We start from the raw sequence: 14,894 nt of genomic DNA, 5'->3' as shown, positions 1-14,894 counted from the left end.
TCCTATCCTGCCCTCTCGTCCGCGTACAGGGCGAGGGCGGTGTTCACCAGGCCGATGTGGCTGAACGCCTGGGGGAAGTTGCCCAGCTGGCGGCCCGCGACGGGGTCGTACTCCTCGGAGAGCAGGCCGACGTCGTTGGCCAGTCCCACCAGCCGTTCGAACATCCGCCGTGCCTCGTCCCCGCGGCCGATCAGGTGGAGGGCGTCCGCGAGCCAGAAGGAGCAGACGAGGAACGTGCCCTCGTCGCCGGGCAGTCCGTCGATGAGTGTCTCGTCGGTGGTGTAGCGGCGCACCAGACCGCTGTGGCCGAGCTCCCCGGCGACCGCCTCGATGGTTCCGATCACCCGGGGATCGTCCGGCGGCAGGAACCCGAACCGGGGGATGAGCAGCGTCGAGGCGTCCAGCTCCCGTGAACCGTAGGACTGCGTGAAGGTGTTCCGCACGGGGTCGTAGCCCCGCTCGCAGACCTCGCGGTGCACCTCGTCGCGCATCGCGCGCCAGCCCGCCAGGTCGCCGCTGAGCTTCGGGTCCTCCTCCAGGGCGCGGACCGCCCGGTCGGCCGCCACCCACGCCATCACCTTGGAGTGCACGAAGTGCCGGCGCGGTCCGCGCACCTCCCAGAGCCCCTCGTCCGGCTGCCGCCATGCCGTGCGCAAAAAGTCCATCAGCGCGACCTGCACCCGCCACATGTGCGGTTTCATGGGCAGGCCCGCGTGCCGGGAGACGTAGAGCGAGTCGATGACCTCGCCGTACACGTCCAGCTGGAGCTGGCGCACGGCGTCGTTGCCGACCCGCACCGGCGAGGAGTTCGCGAAGCCGGGCAGCCACGGCACCTCGTACTCGGTCAGCCGGCGCTCACCGGAGAGGCCGTACATGATCTGCAGGTCCGCCGGGTCGCCCGCGACCGCCCGCAGCAGCCAGTCACGCCATGCCTTGGCCTCGTCCAGGTAGCCGGCGGACAGCAGCGCGCCGAGGGTGAGGGTGGAGTCGCGCAGCCAGCAGTAGCGGTAGTCCCAGTTGCGGACGCCGCCCAGTTCCTCGGGCAGCGAGGTGGTGGGGGCGGCCACGATGCCGCCCGTCGGCGCGTAGGTGAGCGCCTTCAGGGTGATCAGGGAGCGCACGACCATGTCCCGGTGCGGGCCCCGGTAGCGGCAGCGTTTCGCCCACTGCTGCCAGTCGTCCAGGCTGCAGCGCAGCGCCTCGTAGGGGTCCACGAGCGGCGGGCGCTGCTGGTGCGAGGGGTGCCAGGTCAGCACGAAGGCGACCTTCTCGCCCGCGGCGACGGTGAACTCCGAGTGCGTGCGGAAGTCCTTGCCCCAGGTGCGCACGGGCGGATCGCTGCGCAGCCACACGGCGTCCGGACCCGCGACGGCCACCCGGTGGCCGTCCTCCCGGCGCATCCAGGGCACGACCGCCCCGTAGTCGAAGCGCAGCATGAGGGAGCTGCGCATGGTCACCCGCCCGCTGAGCCCCTCGATGACGCGTACGACGTCGGGGGCGCGTTCGCGCTGCGGCATCAGGTCGGTGACGCGGACCGCGCCCTCCGCCGTCTCCCACTCGGTGTCGAGCACGAGCGAGTCGGGCCGGTAGGCGCGCCGGGTGCAGGGGCCCGCCGCACCTTTGGGGGCCATGCGCCAGTGGCCGTGGTTCTCGTCGCCCAGCAGTGCCGCGAAGCACGCAGGTGAGTCGAACCGGGGAAGGCAGAGCCAGTCGATGGAACCGTCACGCCCCACCAGAGCCGCCGTCTGTTCGTCCCCGATGAGCGCGTAGTCCTCGATGCGTCGTTGCACGCAGGACGGGTTCCCGAGCGCGACGGCCGCCAATCGGGCCGCAGGAGTGGCACCCGGGTCCGGGAGCCGGCCGGGAACCGCAGGACGGAGCGGCGGAAGGCCCGCCGGGTCGCCGTCCGCGGCCGGGGACCGCCGTCGGGATCAGGCGGGCCCGCACCCGACCAGCGGCCTCAGACGGCCGCCGGTTCGGCCTCCGGCGCGGACTCCTTCGCGGCGGCCTCCGCCCGGTCCCGGCGCTCGCGGCGGACCAGGACGACCCAGCCCACGGGGACGCCCGCGGAGAACAGCCACCACTGGACGGCGTACGCCATGTGCGGACCGATGTCACCGTGCTCGGGGTCCGGGATCAGCTCGGGGGAGCCGCCCCGGGGGGCGGGCGAGGTCTGCTCGACGTAGCCGCCGAGGACCTGCCTGCCGAGCCGCTCGGCCTGCTGCGCACTGCTGATCAGCATGATCTGGCGGTCCGGCAGGCCCTGTACGTTCTTGATGCCGCTGCCGGCCGTCGTCTGGTCGGCCATCAGCCGGCCGGTGACGGTGATCTCGCCCTTCGCGGGCGCGGGGACCTTCGGGAACGCGGTCTGCACGCCGTTCGCGGGGATCCAGCCCCGGTTCACCAGCAGGACCCGCCCGTCGTCCAGGACGAACGGCGTCAGCACGTGGAAGCCGACCTCGCCGTCGGCGTTGGTGCGGCGGCGGACCACGACCTCGTGCGCGGTGTCGAAGGTGCCCTTCGCGGTGACCCGGCGGTACAGGTCGTCGTGTGCCACGGTCCGGCCGGGAGCGGTGAGCGACTCGGCGGGCACCGGCTTCGCCTCCAGCGACGCGGCGATCACCGAGTTCAGCGCCACCTTGTGCTCGTGGCGGTGCAGCTGCCAGAAGCCCAGCTCGATCATGGTCGGGATGAGCGCGAGCGTCAGGAGGGTGAGGATCACCCACTGCCGGGACAACAGGAAGCGGTACACCCCACGACGGTACCCCGCACGTGTCGGCCCCCGCCGGGAGGGTCCCGGCGGGGGCCGACAGCCGGGTTCGGCCGGGCTCAGACCTTGTCGATGATCCCCGACCTCCCCTCCGCGCGGGCGCAGTGGGCGCCGCAGTACCACTGCCCCTCGACCTCGACGCCCTGGCCGATGATCTGGACGCGACAGTGCTCGCAGATGGGGGCCATCCGGTGGATCGCGCAGGAGAAGCAGTCGAAGACGTGCACCGCGCCCTGCGCGTGCACCTCGAACGTCATGCCGTAGTCGTTGCCACAGACTTCACATCTCGCCATGCGCCACAGGGTGGAGCGCCGACGCGGCGCGGGCGAGCGGGTGGCGGGCGAGTCGCCCGGCAATCACCCGTCTGACGTCCGGCCGCGGGTGCGCCCTCAGGCCCCGGAGGCCGGCTCCACGTCCCGCAGCAGCTGTCCGAACGCGGCCTCGTCGACCACCGGCGTCCCGTACTGCCGTGCCTTGACGACCTTCGACGTACCCGAGTCCGGGTCGTTCGTGACGAGCAGGCTGGTGAGCCGGGACAGGCTCGTCGCGATGTGCAGCCCGGCCTCGACGGCGCGGTCCTCCAGCAGCTCGCGGTCGGTCGAGGTGTCCCCGGAGAAGGCGATCCGCATGCCCTGCTTGAGTGGTTTGCCCGCTTCGTACCGACCCGGGTTGGGGTACGGGCACGCGGGGCGCTTGCGGGACGGACGCCAGCTGCCCGCCCCGTATCCCCCGGAGGAGTACCCGCCGGAGGGCTGCCGGCCGATCCGCGGCGCGGCCGACCACTCGGTGAGCGGCCGGCATTCGAGCAGGGGCAGCCTGATACCGCCCCGCGCCGCCGCCCGCAGGCTCGGCCGGAACGCCTCGGCCAGTACGCGCGCGTCGTCCAGCGCGTGGTGCGCGCGCTGCTGGACGACGCCGAAGTGCGCGGCCAGCGACTCCAGCTTGTGGTTGGGCAGCGGCAGCCCCAGCTCCTTGGAGAGGGCGATGGTGCACAGCCGCTGACGCACCGGAGCCTCGCGCTCGGCGCGCGCGTACTCCCGGGCGATCATCGACCAGTCGAAGACGGCGTTGTGCGCGACGAGCACGCGGTCCGCGAGACGGGACGCGAACTCCTCGGCGATGTCGGGGAAGAGGGGCGCCCCTTCCAGCATCTCGCTCGTCAGTCCGTGGATCCAGACCGGGCCCGGATCGCGCTCGGGGTTGACCGTCGTGTACCAGTGGTCCTCGACCTCGCCGCGCGCGTCCAGCCGGTAGACGGCGGCCGAGATGATCCGGTCGTCCCGGGCCAAGCCGGTGGTCTCCACGTCAACGACCGCGTATCCCTTCGGATACGCGGCCGGCCAGGCGGCGGGGGACGCTGCGGTCGCGAGGTCTTCGAGCATGGTTCACGAGGATACGGGGCGGCGCCGACAGTGACGGTCCGGGTTCGCCGTCCGCCCGGTCGCCGGGTGCGCTGCAAAGGACGCCGACGGCGGCCTCCCTCGATGCCGTGCGGGCACGGGCTTCTGACGAACTATCAGGGCATTTACCATGAAAACGGGCGAGTCGGATTTCTCGCGTCTCCGCTCGTCGCCGGGGCCCGCCTCGGTCAGCCCCTCGTCAGGAGGCCGTCGACCAGGGCGCGTACGGAGAGGTCGAAGAGCCGTTCGGGGTCCGCCGGGTGCGCCAGGGCCCGGGCCAGCGCCGGATCGCCCCCGGCAGCGCCGGTGTCCCACAGGTCCGGCTCACCGGGGTGTTGCAGGGGCGCGCGTTCACGGGCGCGCTCCACCAGGACGTGCCCCACGACGTGGAAGGTGACGGCGTGGACCACCGACGCGGCCCGCGCCCCGCGCAGCCCCGCCGCGTGCACCTCGTGCACGAGCGCCTGCTGGGCGGGGAGGAACATCCGCTCCGTCAGGCCGCGTTCGTGCACCATCGCCACCAGGTGCGGATGGTCGAGCAGGTGCCGCCTCAAGGCGAGCGCCACGGACGCGACGCGCCGGGCGGGGGTCCGGCCGGCCGCCCGGATCTCGCCGAGGCCGGCGGCGGTCCGCTCGGCGAGCGCGTCGAGCAGCGACTCGCGGTTGCCGACGTGCCAGTAGATCGAGGTGACGGCCGTCCCGAGCTCGGCGGCGAGCCCCCGCATCGTGAGCGCCGCCGGACCATGCTCCTTCACGAGTCCGGCGGCGGTGTCCAGGACCGCGTCGCGGGTGAGTGCCGGTCTTCCCATGCCGCTCCCAAGTGCGTGTCGTGCACGTGTGTTTACCCTTCGCGAGGACTGCTGTAACTGTGTTACAGACCCACTGACGGACCATCACCAACCTTCGGCGAAGGGCGGTACGACATGGCACGAGTGCGGTACGGGGCGCGGACCGAGGCGGAGATCGCGTCCGCGCGCACCGCGAGGTCCGCGCTTCCCGACATCTGGTCCACCGGAGTGGTGGCCGTCTGGGAGAGCGATCCGGACGCGGTCGCGGCGGTGCTGCCGCCCCCGCTGAAACCCACCGGACGGCCACTAGTCCGGGTGAACATCAGCCGGGTCGACCTGGCCGGACATCCGCTGGGCGCGGGCTCGTTCGCCGTCGCCGCCCGGCACGACGACGTCGAGGGCTGGTATCCGCTCGTCATGCCGATGACCCAGGAGCGGGCCCTGACCGGAGGCCGCGAGGTCTTCGGTGAACCCAAGAAGCTCGGCGAGGTGACCGTCGAACGCGAGGGCCTCGTGGTCCGCGCCGCCCTGGCCCGGCACGGCATCGCGTTCGTCGAGGTACGTGGCGCGGTCAGCGGCGACCTCCCGCTGCCCGCCCCGGCACGGAGGACCGACTTCTACTTCAAGTTCCTTCCCGCCGTGGACGGTTCGGGGTTCGAGGACGACCCCGTCCTGGTGCACTGCCTGCGCGAGGAGAAGGTGCGCAGGCTGCGGCGCGTCACCGGGGACGTCGTCCTGCGGGAGTCGATGTACGACCCGGTCGCCGACCTGCCCGTGCGCGAGCTGCTGGAGATCACGCTCGGCGAGCGGACCACCGCCCAGCGGGGCCGGGCCGTGGAACGCGTGAGCGCCGGGGCCCTGCTGCCCTTCATCCACCAGCGGTACGACGATCCGCAGCAGGTCCTGGACGGCCCGCCCGCCGGAGGTGCCTGATGGACCTGCGCGAGGGACAGGTCGCCGTCGTCACGGGCGCGGCGAGCGGGATCGGCCTGGCGATGGCCCGCCGTTTCGCGGCCGAGGGCCTGAAGGTGGTGCTCGCGGACGTCGAGGAGGGCGCCCTGGAGAAGGCGGCCGCGGAGCTGCGGCGCGAGGAGGCCGACGTGCACGCGTGCGTGGTGGACGTCGCCGAGCGCGGGCAGGTCGTGGCGCTCGCGGAGGCGGCGTACGAGCGGTACGGCGCGGTGCACGTCCTGTGCAACAACGCGGGCGTCGGCTCGGGCGCCGAGGGCCGCATGTGGGAGCACGACCCCGCCGACTGGGAATGGGCCTTCGCCGTCAACGTCTGGGGGGTCTTCCACGGCGTCCAGGCGTTCCTGCCGCGGATGCTCGCCGCGGGGGAGCCGGGCCACGTGGTCAACACCTCGTCCGGCGACGGCGGCATCGCCCCGCTGCCCACCGCCTCCGTGTACGCCGTCACCAAGGCCGCCGTCGTGACCATGACCGAGTCCCTGTACGCCCACCTCAGGGCGGAACGCGCGCGCGTGAGCGCCTCGGTGCTCTTCCCGGGACCCCACATGCTGCGCACCGGCCTGTGGGAGTCGCACCGCAACCGCCCCGGCCGGTACGCGAAACGGCGCCCACGCCGCACCCCGTACCGCAGCCTCGGCCAGTGGGAGGCCGCGATGAGGGAGGCGGGCCGCGAGGTGCGGTTCACGCCCGTGGAGGAGGTGGCCGGCCTCGTCGTCTCGGGCATCCGCGCGGACCGCTTCTGGATGCTGCCGCCGAGCGAGCACAGCGACCGGCAGATCCGGGCCAGGTCGAGGTCGATGCTCGGCCGGACCAACCCGTCCTACCTGGAGGACTTCGTCCTCGACTGACGTGACCGACCCGACCGAGAGGTGTGCGATGACCGGATCCGACCAAGTGGCGCCAGTCGGCGACGAGTTGCGGACGGGGGCGGCGCACGACGGCGAGGACCCCTATCTGATCGTCTCCTCCGACTGCCACGCCGGACTGCCGACCGAGGAGTACCGGCCCTACCTGGACGCCCGCTTCCACCGGGAGTTCGACGAGTTCCTCGCTGGGCGCGAGCGGCGGCGCGCGGAGATGACCCGCCTGGGCATCCGCAACGAGGCGTTCGCCGACAAGTGGTTCCGGGACAACGAGGAGGGCCTGCGCGGCGGTTGGGACCCGGCTCAGCGCCTGAAGGAGCTCGACGGCGACGGAGTGGCGGCCGAGGTCGTCTTCCCCGACGCCGACGCGGTGGACAGCGGCACGGCCGCGCCCTTCGGCGTGGGCCTCGGCCTCTCCGGGGACCAGGACCCCGACCTGGGCATGGCCGGCGCGCAGGCGCACAACCGCTGGCTCGCGGAGTTCGTCGGGGAGAACCCCGAACGGCACTGCGGAGTGGCCCTGTTGCCCGTCACGGGCGAGGTCGAGCGGGTGGTCGCCGAGGTGCACCGGGCGAGGGAGTCGGGCCTCGGCGCCCTCATGATCCCGGCGATGTGGGTCGACAAGGCGCCCTACCACGACCGTCGTTACGACCCCGTGTGGGCCGCCGCCGCGGAGTGCGGGATGCCCGTGCTCACCCACTCGGGGGCCGCCCCGCGTCACGAGTACGGGGACCACCTGGGGATCTACGTCTCCGAGGTCACCTGGTGGCCCGCCCGCCCCCTGTGGTTCCTGCTGTGGTCCGGTGTCTTCGAGCGCCACCCGGGCCTGCGGTTCGGCGTGGCGGAGTCGGGCTGCTGGTGGCTGCCCAACCTCCTGTGGTTCATGGACCGCCTCTACCTCGGCGCGCACGGCGGCAAGAAGCTCTCGCCGTTCGCCGAACTGAGGCGGCCCCCGCACGAGTACCTGGACCGCCAGATCTTCGTCTGCGCGACGAACACCAAACGCCGCGAGCTGGCCCAGCGCTACGAGATCGGCGTCGACAACATCCTCTGGGGCAGCGACTTCCCGCACCCCGAGGGCACCTGGCCCGACACGCGCGCGTGGCTGACCCGCACCTTCCACGACATCCCGGTCGCGGAGACGCGCCGCATGCTCGGCCTGGCCGCCGCGGAGGTCTTCGGCTTCGACACCGGCGAGCTGGCCCCGCTCGCCCGGCGCATCGGACCCACCCCGGCCGACCTCGGCCAGAGCGAGGACCAGGCGGCCGTGGAGGCGTCCTGGGCGCGCTCGCGCGAGGTGGGCCGCCACTGGCTCACCGACCACGACTTCCCGGTGCTGGGGGCCACCTCATGACCGACCGGTACACGGTGATCTCCGCGGACTGCCACGCCGGAGCCGACCTCCTCGACTACCGGCCCCACTTGGAGTCCCGGTACCACGACGACTTCGACGCGTGGGCGAAGACGTACGTCAACCCCTATGCGGACCTGCTGGCCGACACCGCCGACCGGAACTGGAACTCCGGGCGGCGGCTGGCGGAACTGGCGGCGGACGGGATCGTCGCGGAGGTCGTCTTCCCGAACACCATCCCGCCGTTCTTCCCGTCGGCGTCGCTGATGGCGCCCGCGCCGACCGCCGGGGAGTTCGAGCTGCGCTGGGCGGGCTTGCGCGCCCACAACCGCTGGCTGGCGGACTTCTGCGCGGCGGCGCCCGGACGGCGGGCGGGCGTCTTCCAGATCCTCCTGAACGACGTGGACGCGGCGGTGGCGGAGATCCGCCGGGCCGTCGCGGCGGGCCTGCGGGGCGGGCTGCTGCTCCCCGGCACACCCCCGGGCTCGGGTCTGCCGGAGCTGTACTCGTCGGCGTACGACCCGATCTGGTCCGTCTGCGACGAGCTGGGAGTGCCGGTCAACCACCACGCCGGCTCCGCGTCCCCGCCGCTGGGCGACGAACCGGCGGCGCGGGCGGTGTTCATGGTGGAGACGACCTGGTTCTCCCACCGGGCGCTGTGGCACCTGGTGTTCGGCGGCGCCTTCCGCCGTCACCCGGGCCTCAGGCTGGTGCTCACCGAGCAGGGCTCGGGCTGGATCCCCGGCGTGCTGGACATGCTGGACTACTACCACCGACGGCTGGTGGCCGCCGCCGCGAAGTCCTCCACCGCGGAGTCCAAGTTCGGTGCCGGTCTCGCGGACGCGATGGGCGAGGGGCCGTCCGAGGTGTGGCGCCGGCACTGCTTCGTCGGCGCCAGCTTCATGAGGTCGCACGAGGTGCCGCTGCGGGACCGCATCGGCCTCGACAAGATCATGTGGGGCAGCGACTACCCGCACGACGAGGGCACCCACCCGTACTCGCGCGAGGGCCTGCGGGCCGCGTACGCCGGACTGCCGCGAGAGGAGGTCGCGGCGATGGTCGGCGGCAACGCGGCCCGCGTGTACGGCTTCGACCTGGACCTGCTCGACCCGATCGCCGCCGAGGTGGGACCGACGGTGGAGGAGCTGGCCCGCCCGCTGACCGAGCCGCCGCCGGACGCCACGAGCCCGGTGTTCGCGAAGGGCGGCTCGGTACGGGTGTGGTGACGGGTCGGTACGCGCCCGGCGTCGTCCCGGGTGCGATCCTCCCGGTGTGACGGAACCAGTGCACGACGAGGCCCACGGCGGCGCGCTCGGCGCCCGGCTCAACTGGCTGCGCGCCGCGGTCCTCGGCGCCAACGACGGCATCGTCTCCACGGCGGGCCTCGTCGTCGGGGTGGCCGGTGCGACCGGCGAGCGCTCGGCGCTGCTGACGGCGGGCCTCGCGGGACTGCTCGCCGGCTCGCTGTCCATGGCGGCCGGGGAGTACGTCTCCGTGTCCACGCAGCTCGACTCGGAGAAGGCCGCGCTGGCGCAGGAGCGGCGCGAGCTGCGCGAGCAGCCGGAGGCCGAACTGGAGGAGCTGACCGAGCTGCTGGAGGCGCGGGGGCTGTCCCGCGCGGTCGCCCGCGAGGCCGCCGTACAGCTCACGGAACGGGACGCCCTGCGGGCCCACGCGCGCGTGGAGCTCGGCATCGACCCCGACGACCTCACCAACCCCTGGCACGCGGCCTGGGCGAGCTTCCTCGCGTTCACCGCGGGCGCGCTGCTTCCCCTGCTCGCGATCGTGCTCCCGCCCGACGGCCTGCGGCTGCCGGTCACCGTGGCCGGCGTGCTCGCCGCTCTCACCGTCACGGGCTGGGCGAGCGCACGCCTCGGCGCGGCCGGCCCACGCCGGGCGATCCTCCGCAACGTGGGCGGCGGCGCCCTGGCGATGGCGGTCACGTACGGAGCGGGGGCGCTGCTGGGGGCGGCGGGGGTGTGAGGGGGGCGGGGGGCTGCGGGGCGGCGGTGCGAGAGGCCCGGCACCACGGGTCCACCACGCCTCCCAGGGCGGCTACCTGGACCGCAACTTCGGCGGGATCCTCATCGTCCGGGACCGGCTCTTCGTCTCGTTCGTGCTTGAGACCGACCGGCCCGTCTACGGCCTGACCGAGAACATCGACACCTACAACCCCCTGCGCGTCGCCACCCACGAGTACGTCGCCATCGCCAGGGACCTCAAGGCGGCCACCGGTTGGCGCGAGCGGGCCGGGCGGGTCCTGGGCGGCCCCGGATGGCAGCCCGCGCGGCCGGCCGCCACGACGACGCCGGTCACGGAACCCGTCACGTGAGACCACGTCTCGTGGGGCACCCTCGGCGAGCGTCCGGTGTACGCCCCGGCGTACGGTGAGGTGCGCTCGACCACCCCCCGAGCGCACCACAGCCGATCAGCCGAGAAGGACCCTCGCATGCGCGCCACCACCATCCACGCCCCCTACGACATGCGCGTCGAGGACGTTCCCGACCCCGTGGCGCAGCTGCCCACCGATGCGGTCGTACGGGTGCTGCGGTCCTGCATCTGCGGCAGCGACCTGTGGGCGTACCGCGGCGAGGCGGCACGCAAGCCGGGGCAGCGGATCGGGCACGAGTTCCTCGGCGTCGTCGAGGAGACCGGCTCCGAGGTGACCGGTGTGCGGCGTGGTGACCTCGTCGTCGCCCCCTTCATGTGGTCCGACGGCGTCTGCGACCACTGCCGCGAGGGACTCACCACCTCCTGCGAGCACGGCGGCTTCTGGGGCTCGGTCGGCTACGACGGGGGCCAGGGCGAGGCCGTCCGCGTGCCCTTCGCCGACGGCACCCTCGTCCGGCTGCCCAAGGAGGCGGCCTCCGACGAGCGGCTGCTCTCCGCGCTGCTCACGCTCTCCGACGTCATGGGCACCGGCCACCACGCCGCCCTCGGCGCGGGGGTGCGGCCCGGCGCGACCGTGGCGGTCGTCGGGGACGGGGCCGTCGGGCTGTGCGCCGTGCTCGCCGCCCGGCGGCTGGGCGCCGAGCGGATCATCGCGCTCGGACGCCACGAGGTGCGTACGGACATCGCGCGCCGCTTCGGAGCCACCGACGTCGTCGCCGAGCGCGGCGAGGCCGCCGTGGCGGCCGTGCGGGAGCTGACCCGCGGACAGGGCGCGCACTGCGTCGTCGAGGCGGTCGGCACCGAGCAGTCCATGAGCACCGCCGTGAACATCACCCGGGACGGCGGCGCCGTCGGCTTCGTGGGGGTGCCGCACGGCAGCGGCACCGGCCTCGACCTGAGCGTCATGTTCGACCGCAACATCGCCCTGCGCGGCGGCGTCGCCCCCGTCCGCGCGTACATCCCGGAACTGCTGCCGGACGTCCTCGACGGGACCATCGACCCGTCGCCCGTCTTCGACCGGACCGTCGGTCTGGAGGACGTCCCGGAGGGCTACCGCTCCATGGACGAGCGGACGGCGCTGAAGGTCATGATCGCCAACTGAGCCCGGGGCGGCCCGGCACTTCCGCCGGGTCCTCACCGGCTGCCGGGGCCGTGACCGGAGCCCCCGCACGCGCGCGCGTGCGGGAGCCGTACGCGCCCCGGTGCCGGCCGGCACGACCCGTCACCGACGGCTCACGTCCAGCGCGCCGGATCGGCACCCCAGGGGCCCGGCGGACGCGTCCAGTCACGCGGCCCGCCGTCGAAGACGACGGGGGACCGGGCGTACCGCAGCCGTCCCAGGGGCCCGTCGGTCAGCCCGAGCCACGGCTCCGGCCCCTCGTGGACGGCGTCCGCGGGGATGCCGTCCGGTCGCGGCGCGCCGGTCAGCCAGTGCGCCGTGCGGGCCAGCGACAGCCGCAGCAGCCGGGTTCCGCCCCGGCGCGACTGCTCGGTCAGCGCCCGCAGCACCGCCGCCGCGAGCAGATGGCCCGTGCCGTGGTCCAGGGCCTGCGCGGGCAGGGCGCCGGGCCGCCCGTCCGTGCCCTCGGTCACCGCGATCCCGGTGGCGGCCTGCACCAGGCTGTCGAAGCCCCGCCGCCCGGCCCACGGCCCGTCCTCCCCCCACGCCGACAGCCGCGCGACCACCAGGCCGGGCCGCCGCTCGGCCAGGACCCGCGCCCCGAGCCCGAACCGGTCCAGCGCACCGGGCCGGTAGCCGGTGACGACCACGTCCGCGCGGGCGAGCAGCTCCTCGAAGGTGCCGCGGCCGGTCGCGAGGTCGAGGACGGCGGAACGCTTCCCGAAGCCGGTGTCCACGTGCTGGTCGGGCAGTTCGGGCAGCGAGGGCGCGTCCAGGCGCAGCACGTCGGCGCCGAGCAGGGCGAGTGTGCGGGTGGCCACCGGACCGGCGATGACCCGGGTCAGATCCAGGACGCGCAGGCCCGCCGCCGGCAGCAGCGGGCCGCCGCCCGGGGCCGCGAAGTTCCGCACGGGCGCCTCGTCCAGCCGTTCCACGGCGACCAGGGGCATGCCCGCGACGGCCGCACCCTGCGCGTGGGCGGCCCATTCCGGCGTCGTCCGCAGGGCGACCGCGAGGCCCCCGGCCGCGGTCACGGACTCCTCGGCCACGGACGCCGGGCGCTCGGCGAGGGCCGCGCCGACCGTCTCCGCGTCCGCGTCCGCCGGCAGGCCCAGCGCGGCCGTCAGACGGGCCCGGTGGTGCGGGTAGTTCGCGTGCGTGCGCACCCAGCCGTCGGTGGTCCGCCAGAACCGCGACAGCGGCGCGAAGCCCACCGGGGCCCGCCCGTCGACCCGCAGGTGCCGCTCGCTGGTGAACGCCGTGGCGACCGCCCCGTCGTCGAGGCGCACGACGGGCACCGCCCCTCCGGTGCGGACGGCGGCCAGCTCGGCCGCCGCCAGTGCGCAGGCGCCGGCACAGCCCCGCGCCACCTCCCGTACGGGCAGCCGGGCGTCCAGCGCGCCGTCCCGTACGACGGCCGAGACACGGGAGATCAGCGCGGGGGCGCCGCCCAGCGCGTCCCAGGCGTAAGCCACAGGCGAAAGCGTCATACCGGCACTGTGCCGGGTGTACGGGATCAACATGCCCGCCGGGGGCCCGGATTCGGTACCTGGTGCGCGGGTACGGAGGACGCGGCGCCGCAGGAGAACGCGCGCCCCGGGAACGGCACGGGGGCCGGACGGCGTGCTGCCGTCCGGCCCCCGCGTGGCCGTGCGCCCGTGACTAGCGCAACGTCACTTCGTCACCGCGTCCAGCGCGTCCGCGGTGCCCCAGCCGTAGAACCCGTTGCGGTTCTTGGTGCCCTCGCAGACGGCGTCGATCTTGCCGTCGCCGTCGATGTCGTACGGGTCGGTGCACGGCGTGGCGTCCGCCTCCGCGTACAGCAGCGCCTTCACCAGGGCGGCGGAGGCGTGCGGGTGCGTCGACTTGATCAGCGCGGCGACACCCGCGACGTGCGGCGACGCCATCGACGTACCGGCCATGTAGCCCCAGCCGCCGCCCGGCAGCGGGCCGAGGATCAGACCGCTCGTGGCGGGCGGGGCCGGGGTCTGGTAGCGCGTCGAGTCGCCGCCGGGGGCGGCGATGTCGATGACACCCAGACCGTGGTTGGAGAAGGACGACTTGATGCCCTTCGCGCCCGTCGCGGCCACCGTGACCACACCCGGCAGCTGGGTGGGGATGTCGTAGCACTCGGACGGGTCGATCACCCGGTCGCCGGGTGTCGTGTCGTTCGGGGACGAGGGGTCGGTGATCTCGTCCGCGGCCAGGTCGTAGTTCTCGTTGCCCGCCGCCGCGACGTTGACCGCGCCCTTCTTCTCCGCGTACCGCGAGGCGCGGGTGATGGCGTCGACCAGGGCCCGCTGGTCCGGGTCGTCCTTGCAGTTGAAGTACCAGGGATCCGTGTAATAGCTGTTGTTGGTCACGTCGACCCCGTGCTCGGCGGCCCACACGAAGCCGCAGACCACGGCCTCCATGTAGAAGAAGCCGGCGGTGGTGGACACCTTGATGCCGGAGACCTTCACGCCGGGGGCGACACCGGTGATGCCGACGCCGTTCTTGGCGCCCGCGATCTCGCCCGCGACATGCGTGCCGTGCGGGCTCTCGGCAGCGCTCGGCCGCCACGCCCCGTCGGTCGTGTCCGGCTTGCCCGTCACGCAGTTGACGGAGGCGTCGCGGTCGAAGTTCGGCGCGATGTCGGGGTGCGTGTCGTCGACGCCGGTGTCGATGACGGCGACCGTGACCTTCCGGCTGCCGAGCGACTTCTCGTGCGCCTTGTCCGCCTTGATGGCGGGCAGGTCCCACTGCAGGGGCTCCAACGGGTCCTGTCCGGCCACCGCTTCGACCCCGGCGACGTCCTCGGCGCTGAGCACCTTCGGCGTGCCGACGTCGGTGGTCGACTGGGCCGGCAGCGGCGCCGTGCGCGTGGCACCGGCCGACTGCACACCGGGCACCTTGCGCACGGTGGCGGCGAAGTCGGCGTTCGACGAGTGGACGACGATCACGCCGATCTGGTCGTACGACGTCACGATCGTGCCGCCGGCCTCGGCGATGGCCTTCTTCACGTGCGACGAAGGGCCGTGCCCGGGGCGGACGTTGACGACGTAGCTGAGCGGGGTCGCGTCCGCCGCCGTCGCCCGCGGCGCGGCGGTGTCCGCCGCCACGGCGCTGACGTTCGGCAGGAAGGCGAGGGCCGTCGCCATGGCCATCCCGAGGGGGACGGCTATCGCGCGGCGAGAGCGCGAGTGAGGCGCTGTCATGGTGTCTCCAGTTCGTTCGCGGTACGAGCTGTACGAGCCGTGCGG

Annotated in this window: 13 protein-coding genes and 1 pseudogene; 7 read left to right on the top strand and 7 right to left on the bottom strand. The window is 73.7% G+C overall.

What is annotated here, in order from left to right:
* Positions 1-2: 2 nt before the first annotated feature.
* The 5 genes from ACFYQQ_RS26565 to ACFYQQ_RS26545 all read right to left on the bottom strand — a co-directional run bounded on the left by ACFYQQ_RS26565 (position 3) and on the right by ACFYQQ_RS26545 (position 4,979).
* Positions 3-1,790, bottom strand: a complete 1,788-nt coding sequence (locus tag ACFYQQ_RS26565) for a glycoside hydrolase family 15 protein (RefSeq protein ID WP_355792480.1) — start codon at positions 1,788-1,790, stop codon at positions 3-5.
* 170 nt (positions 1,791-1,960) lie between these two features.
* On the bottom strand, positions 1,961-2,752 hold the full coding sequence (locus tag ACFYQQ_RS26560) for an SURF1 family protein (RefSeq protein ID WP_356174097.1): 792 nt from the start codon (positions 2,750-2,752) through the stop codon (positions 1,961-1,963).
* A gap of 77 nt (positions 2,753-2,829) precedes the next feature.
* Positions 2,830-3,063 carry a hypothetical protein gene (locus ACFYQQ_RS26555; protein ID WP_356174100.1) on the bottom strand — a complete coding sequence of 78 codons (234 nt, stop codon included), beginning with the start codon at positions 3,061-3,063 and terminating at the stop codon, positions 2,830-2,832.
* 96 nt (positions 3,064-3,159) lie between these two features.
* The gene (locus ACFYQQ_RS26550) at positions 3,160-4,152 is read right to left on the bottom strand and encodes a DEDDh family exonuclease (RefSeq protein WP_356239200.1); all 993 of its coding nucleotides are present in this window, start codon (positions 4,150-4,152) and stop codon (positions 3,160-3,162) included.
* A gap of 206 nt (positions 4,153-4,358) precedes the next feature.
* Positions 4,359-4,979, bottom strand: a complete 621-nt coding sequence (locus tag ACFYQQ_RS26545; protein ID WP_355787838.1) for a TetR family transcriptional regulator — start codon at positions 4,977-4,979, stop codon at positions 4,359-4,361.
* 114 nt (positions 4,980-5,093) lie between these two features.
* On the opposite strand from ACFYQQ_RS26545, the gene ACFYQQ_RS26540 reads away from it, so the two are divergent.
* The 7 genes and pseudogenes from ACFYQQ_RS26540 to ACFYQQ_RS26510 all read left to right on the top strand — a co-directional run bounded on the left by ACFYQQ_RS26540 (position 5,094) and on the right by ACFYQQ_RS26510 (position 11,634).
* Positions 5,094-5,891 (top strand): acetoacetate decarboxylase family protein, encoded by a 798-nt coding sequence (locus ACFYQQ_RS26540; protein ID WP_355787835.1) that lies wholly within the window; start codon positions 5,094-5,096, stop codon positions 5,889-5,891.
* A complete protein-coding gene (locus ACFYQQ_RS26535) occupies positions 5,891-6,775 on the top strand; it encodes an SDR family NAD(P)-dependent oxidoreductase (RefSeq protein ID WP_355787832.1) in 885 nt (294 codons plus the stop codon). The genes ACFYQQ_RS26540 and ACFYQQ_RS26535 overlap by 1 nt, the downstream gene beginning before the upstream one ends.
* Positions 6,776-6,803: 28 nt before the next feature.
* Positions 6,804-8,144 (top strand): amidohydrolase family protein, encoded by a 1,341-nt coding sequence (locus ACFYQQ_RS26530; protein WP_355787829.1) that lies wholly within the window; start codon positions 6,804-6,806, stop codon positions 8,142-8,144.
* Complete coding sequence (locus tag ACFYQQ_RS26525; protein ID WP_355787826.1) at positions 8,141-9,367, top strand: amidohydrolase family protein; 1,227 nt, start codon at positions 8,141-8,143, stop codon at positions 9,365-9,367. The genes ACFYQQ_RS26530 and ACFYQQ_RS26525 overlap by 4 nt, the downstream gene beginning before the upstream one ends.
* A 46-nt stretch (positions 9,368-9,413) precedes the next feature.
* The gene (locus tag ACFYQQ_RS26520; protein WP_356174112.1) at positions 9,414-10,124 is read left to right on the top strand and encodes a VIT family protein; all 711 of its coding nucleotides are present in this window, start codon (positions 9,414-9,416) and stop codon (positions 10,122-10,124) included.
* Positions 10,125-10,170: 46 nt separating this feature from the next.
* Positions 10,171-10,473 (top strand): annotated as a pseudogene (locus tag ACFYQQ_RS26515) (sterol desaturase family protein); the annotation flags it as partial.
* A gap of 117 nt (positions 10,474-10,590) precedes the next feature.
* Positions 10,591-11,634 carry a zinc-dependent alcohol dehydrogenase family protein gene (locus ACFYQQ_RS26510; protein WP_356174114.1) on the top strand — a complete coding sequence of 348 codons (1,044 nt, stop codon included), beginning with the start codon at positions 10,591-10,593 and terminating at the stop codon, positions 11,632-11,634.
* A 131-nt stretch (positions 11,635-11,765) separates the two neighbouring features.
* Here the strand turns inward: ACFYQQ_RS26510 and ACFYQQ_RS26505 are convergent, their stop codons facing one another.
* On the bottom strand, positions 11,766-13,142 hold the full coding sequence (locus tag ACFYQQ_RS26505) for a CoA transferase (protein ID WP_388905332.1): 1,377 nt from the start codon (positions 13,140-13,142) through the stop codon (positions 11,766-11,768).
* Positions 13,143-13,325: 183 nt separating this feature from the next.
* Positions 13,326-14,849 carry a S8 family serine peptidase gene (locus ACFYQQ_RS26500; protein WP_355783426.1) on the bottom strand — a complete coding sequence of 508 codons (1,524 nt, stop codon included), beginning with the start codon at positions 14,847-14,849 and terminating at the stop codon, positions 13,326-13,328.
* Positions 14,850-14,894: the final 45 nt, after the last annotated feature.

The organism is Streptomyces sp. NPDC005496 (assembly GCF_042872045.1).
Classification (GTDB): domain Bacteria; phylum Actinomycetota; class Actinomycetes; order Streptomycetales; family Streptomycetaceae; genus Streptomyces.
This window is presented reverse-complemented; position numbering and strand designations above follow the sequence as displayed.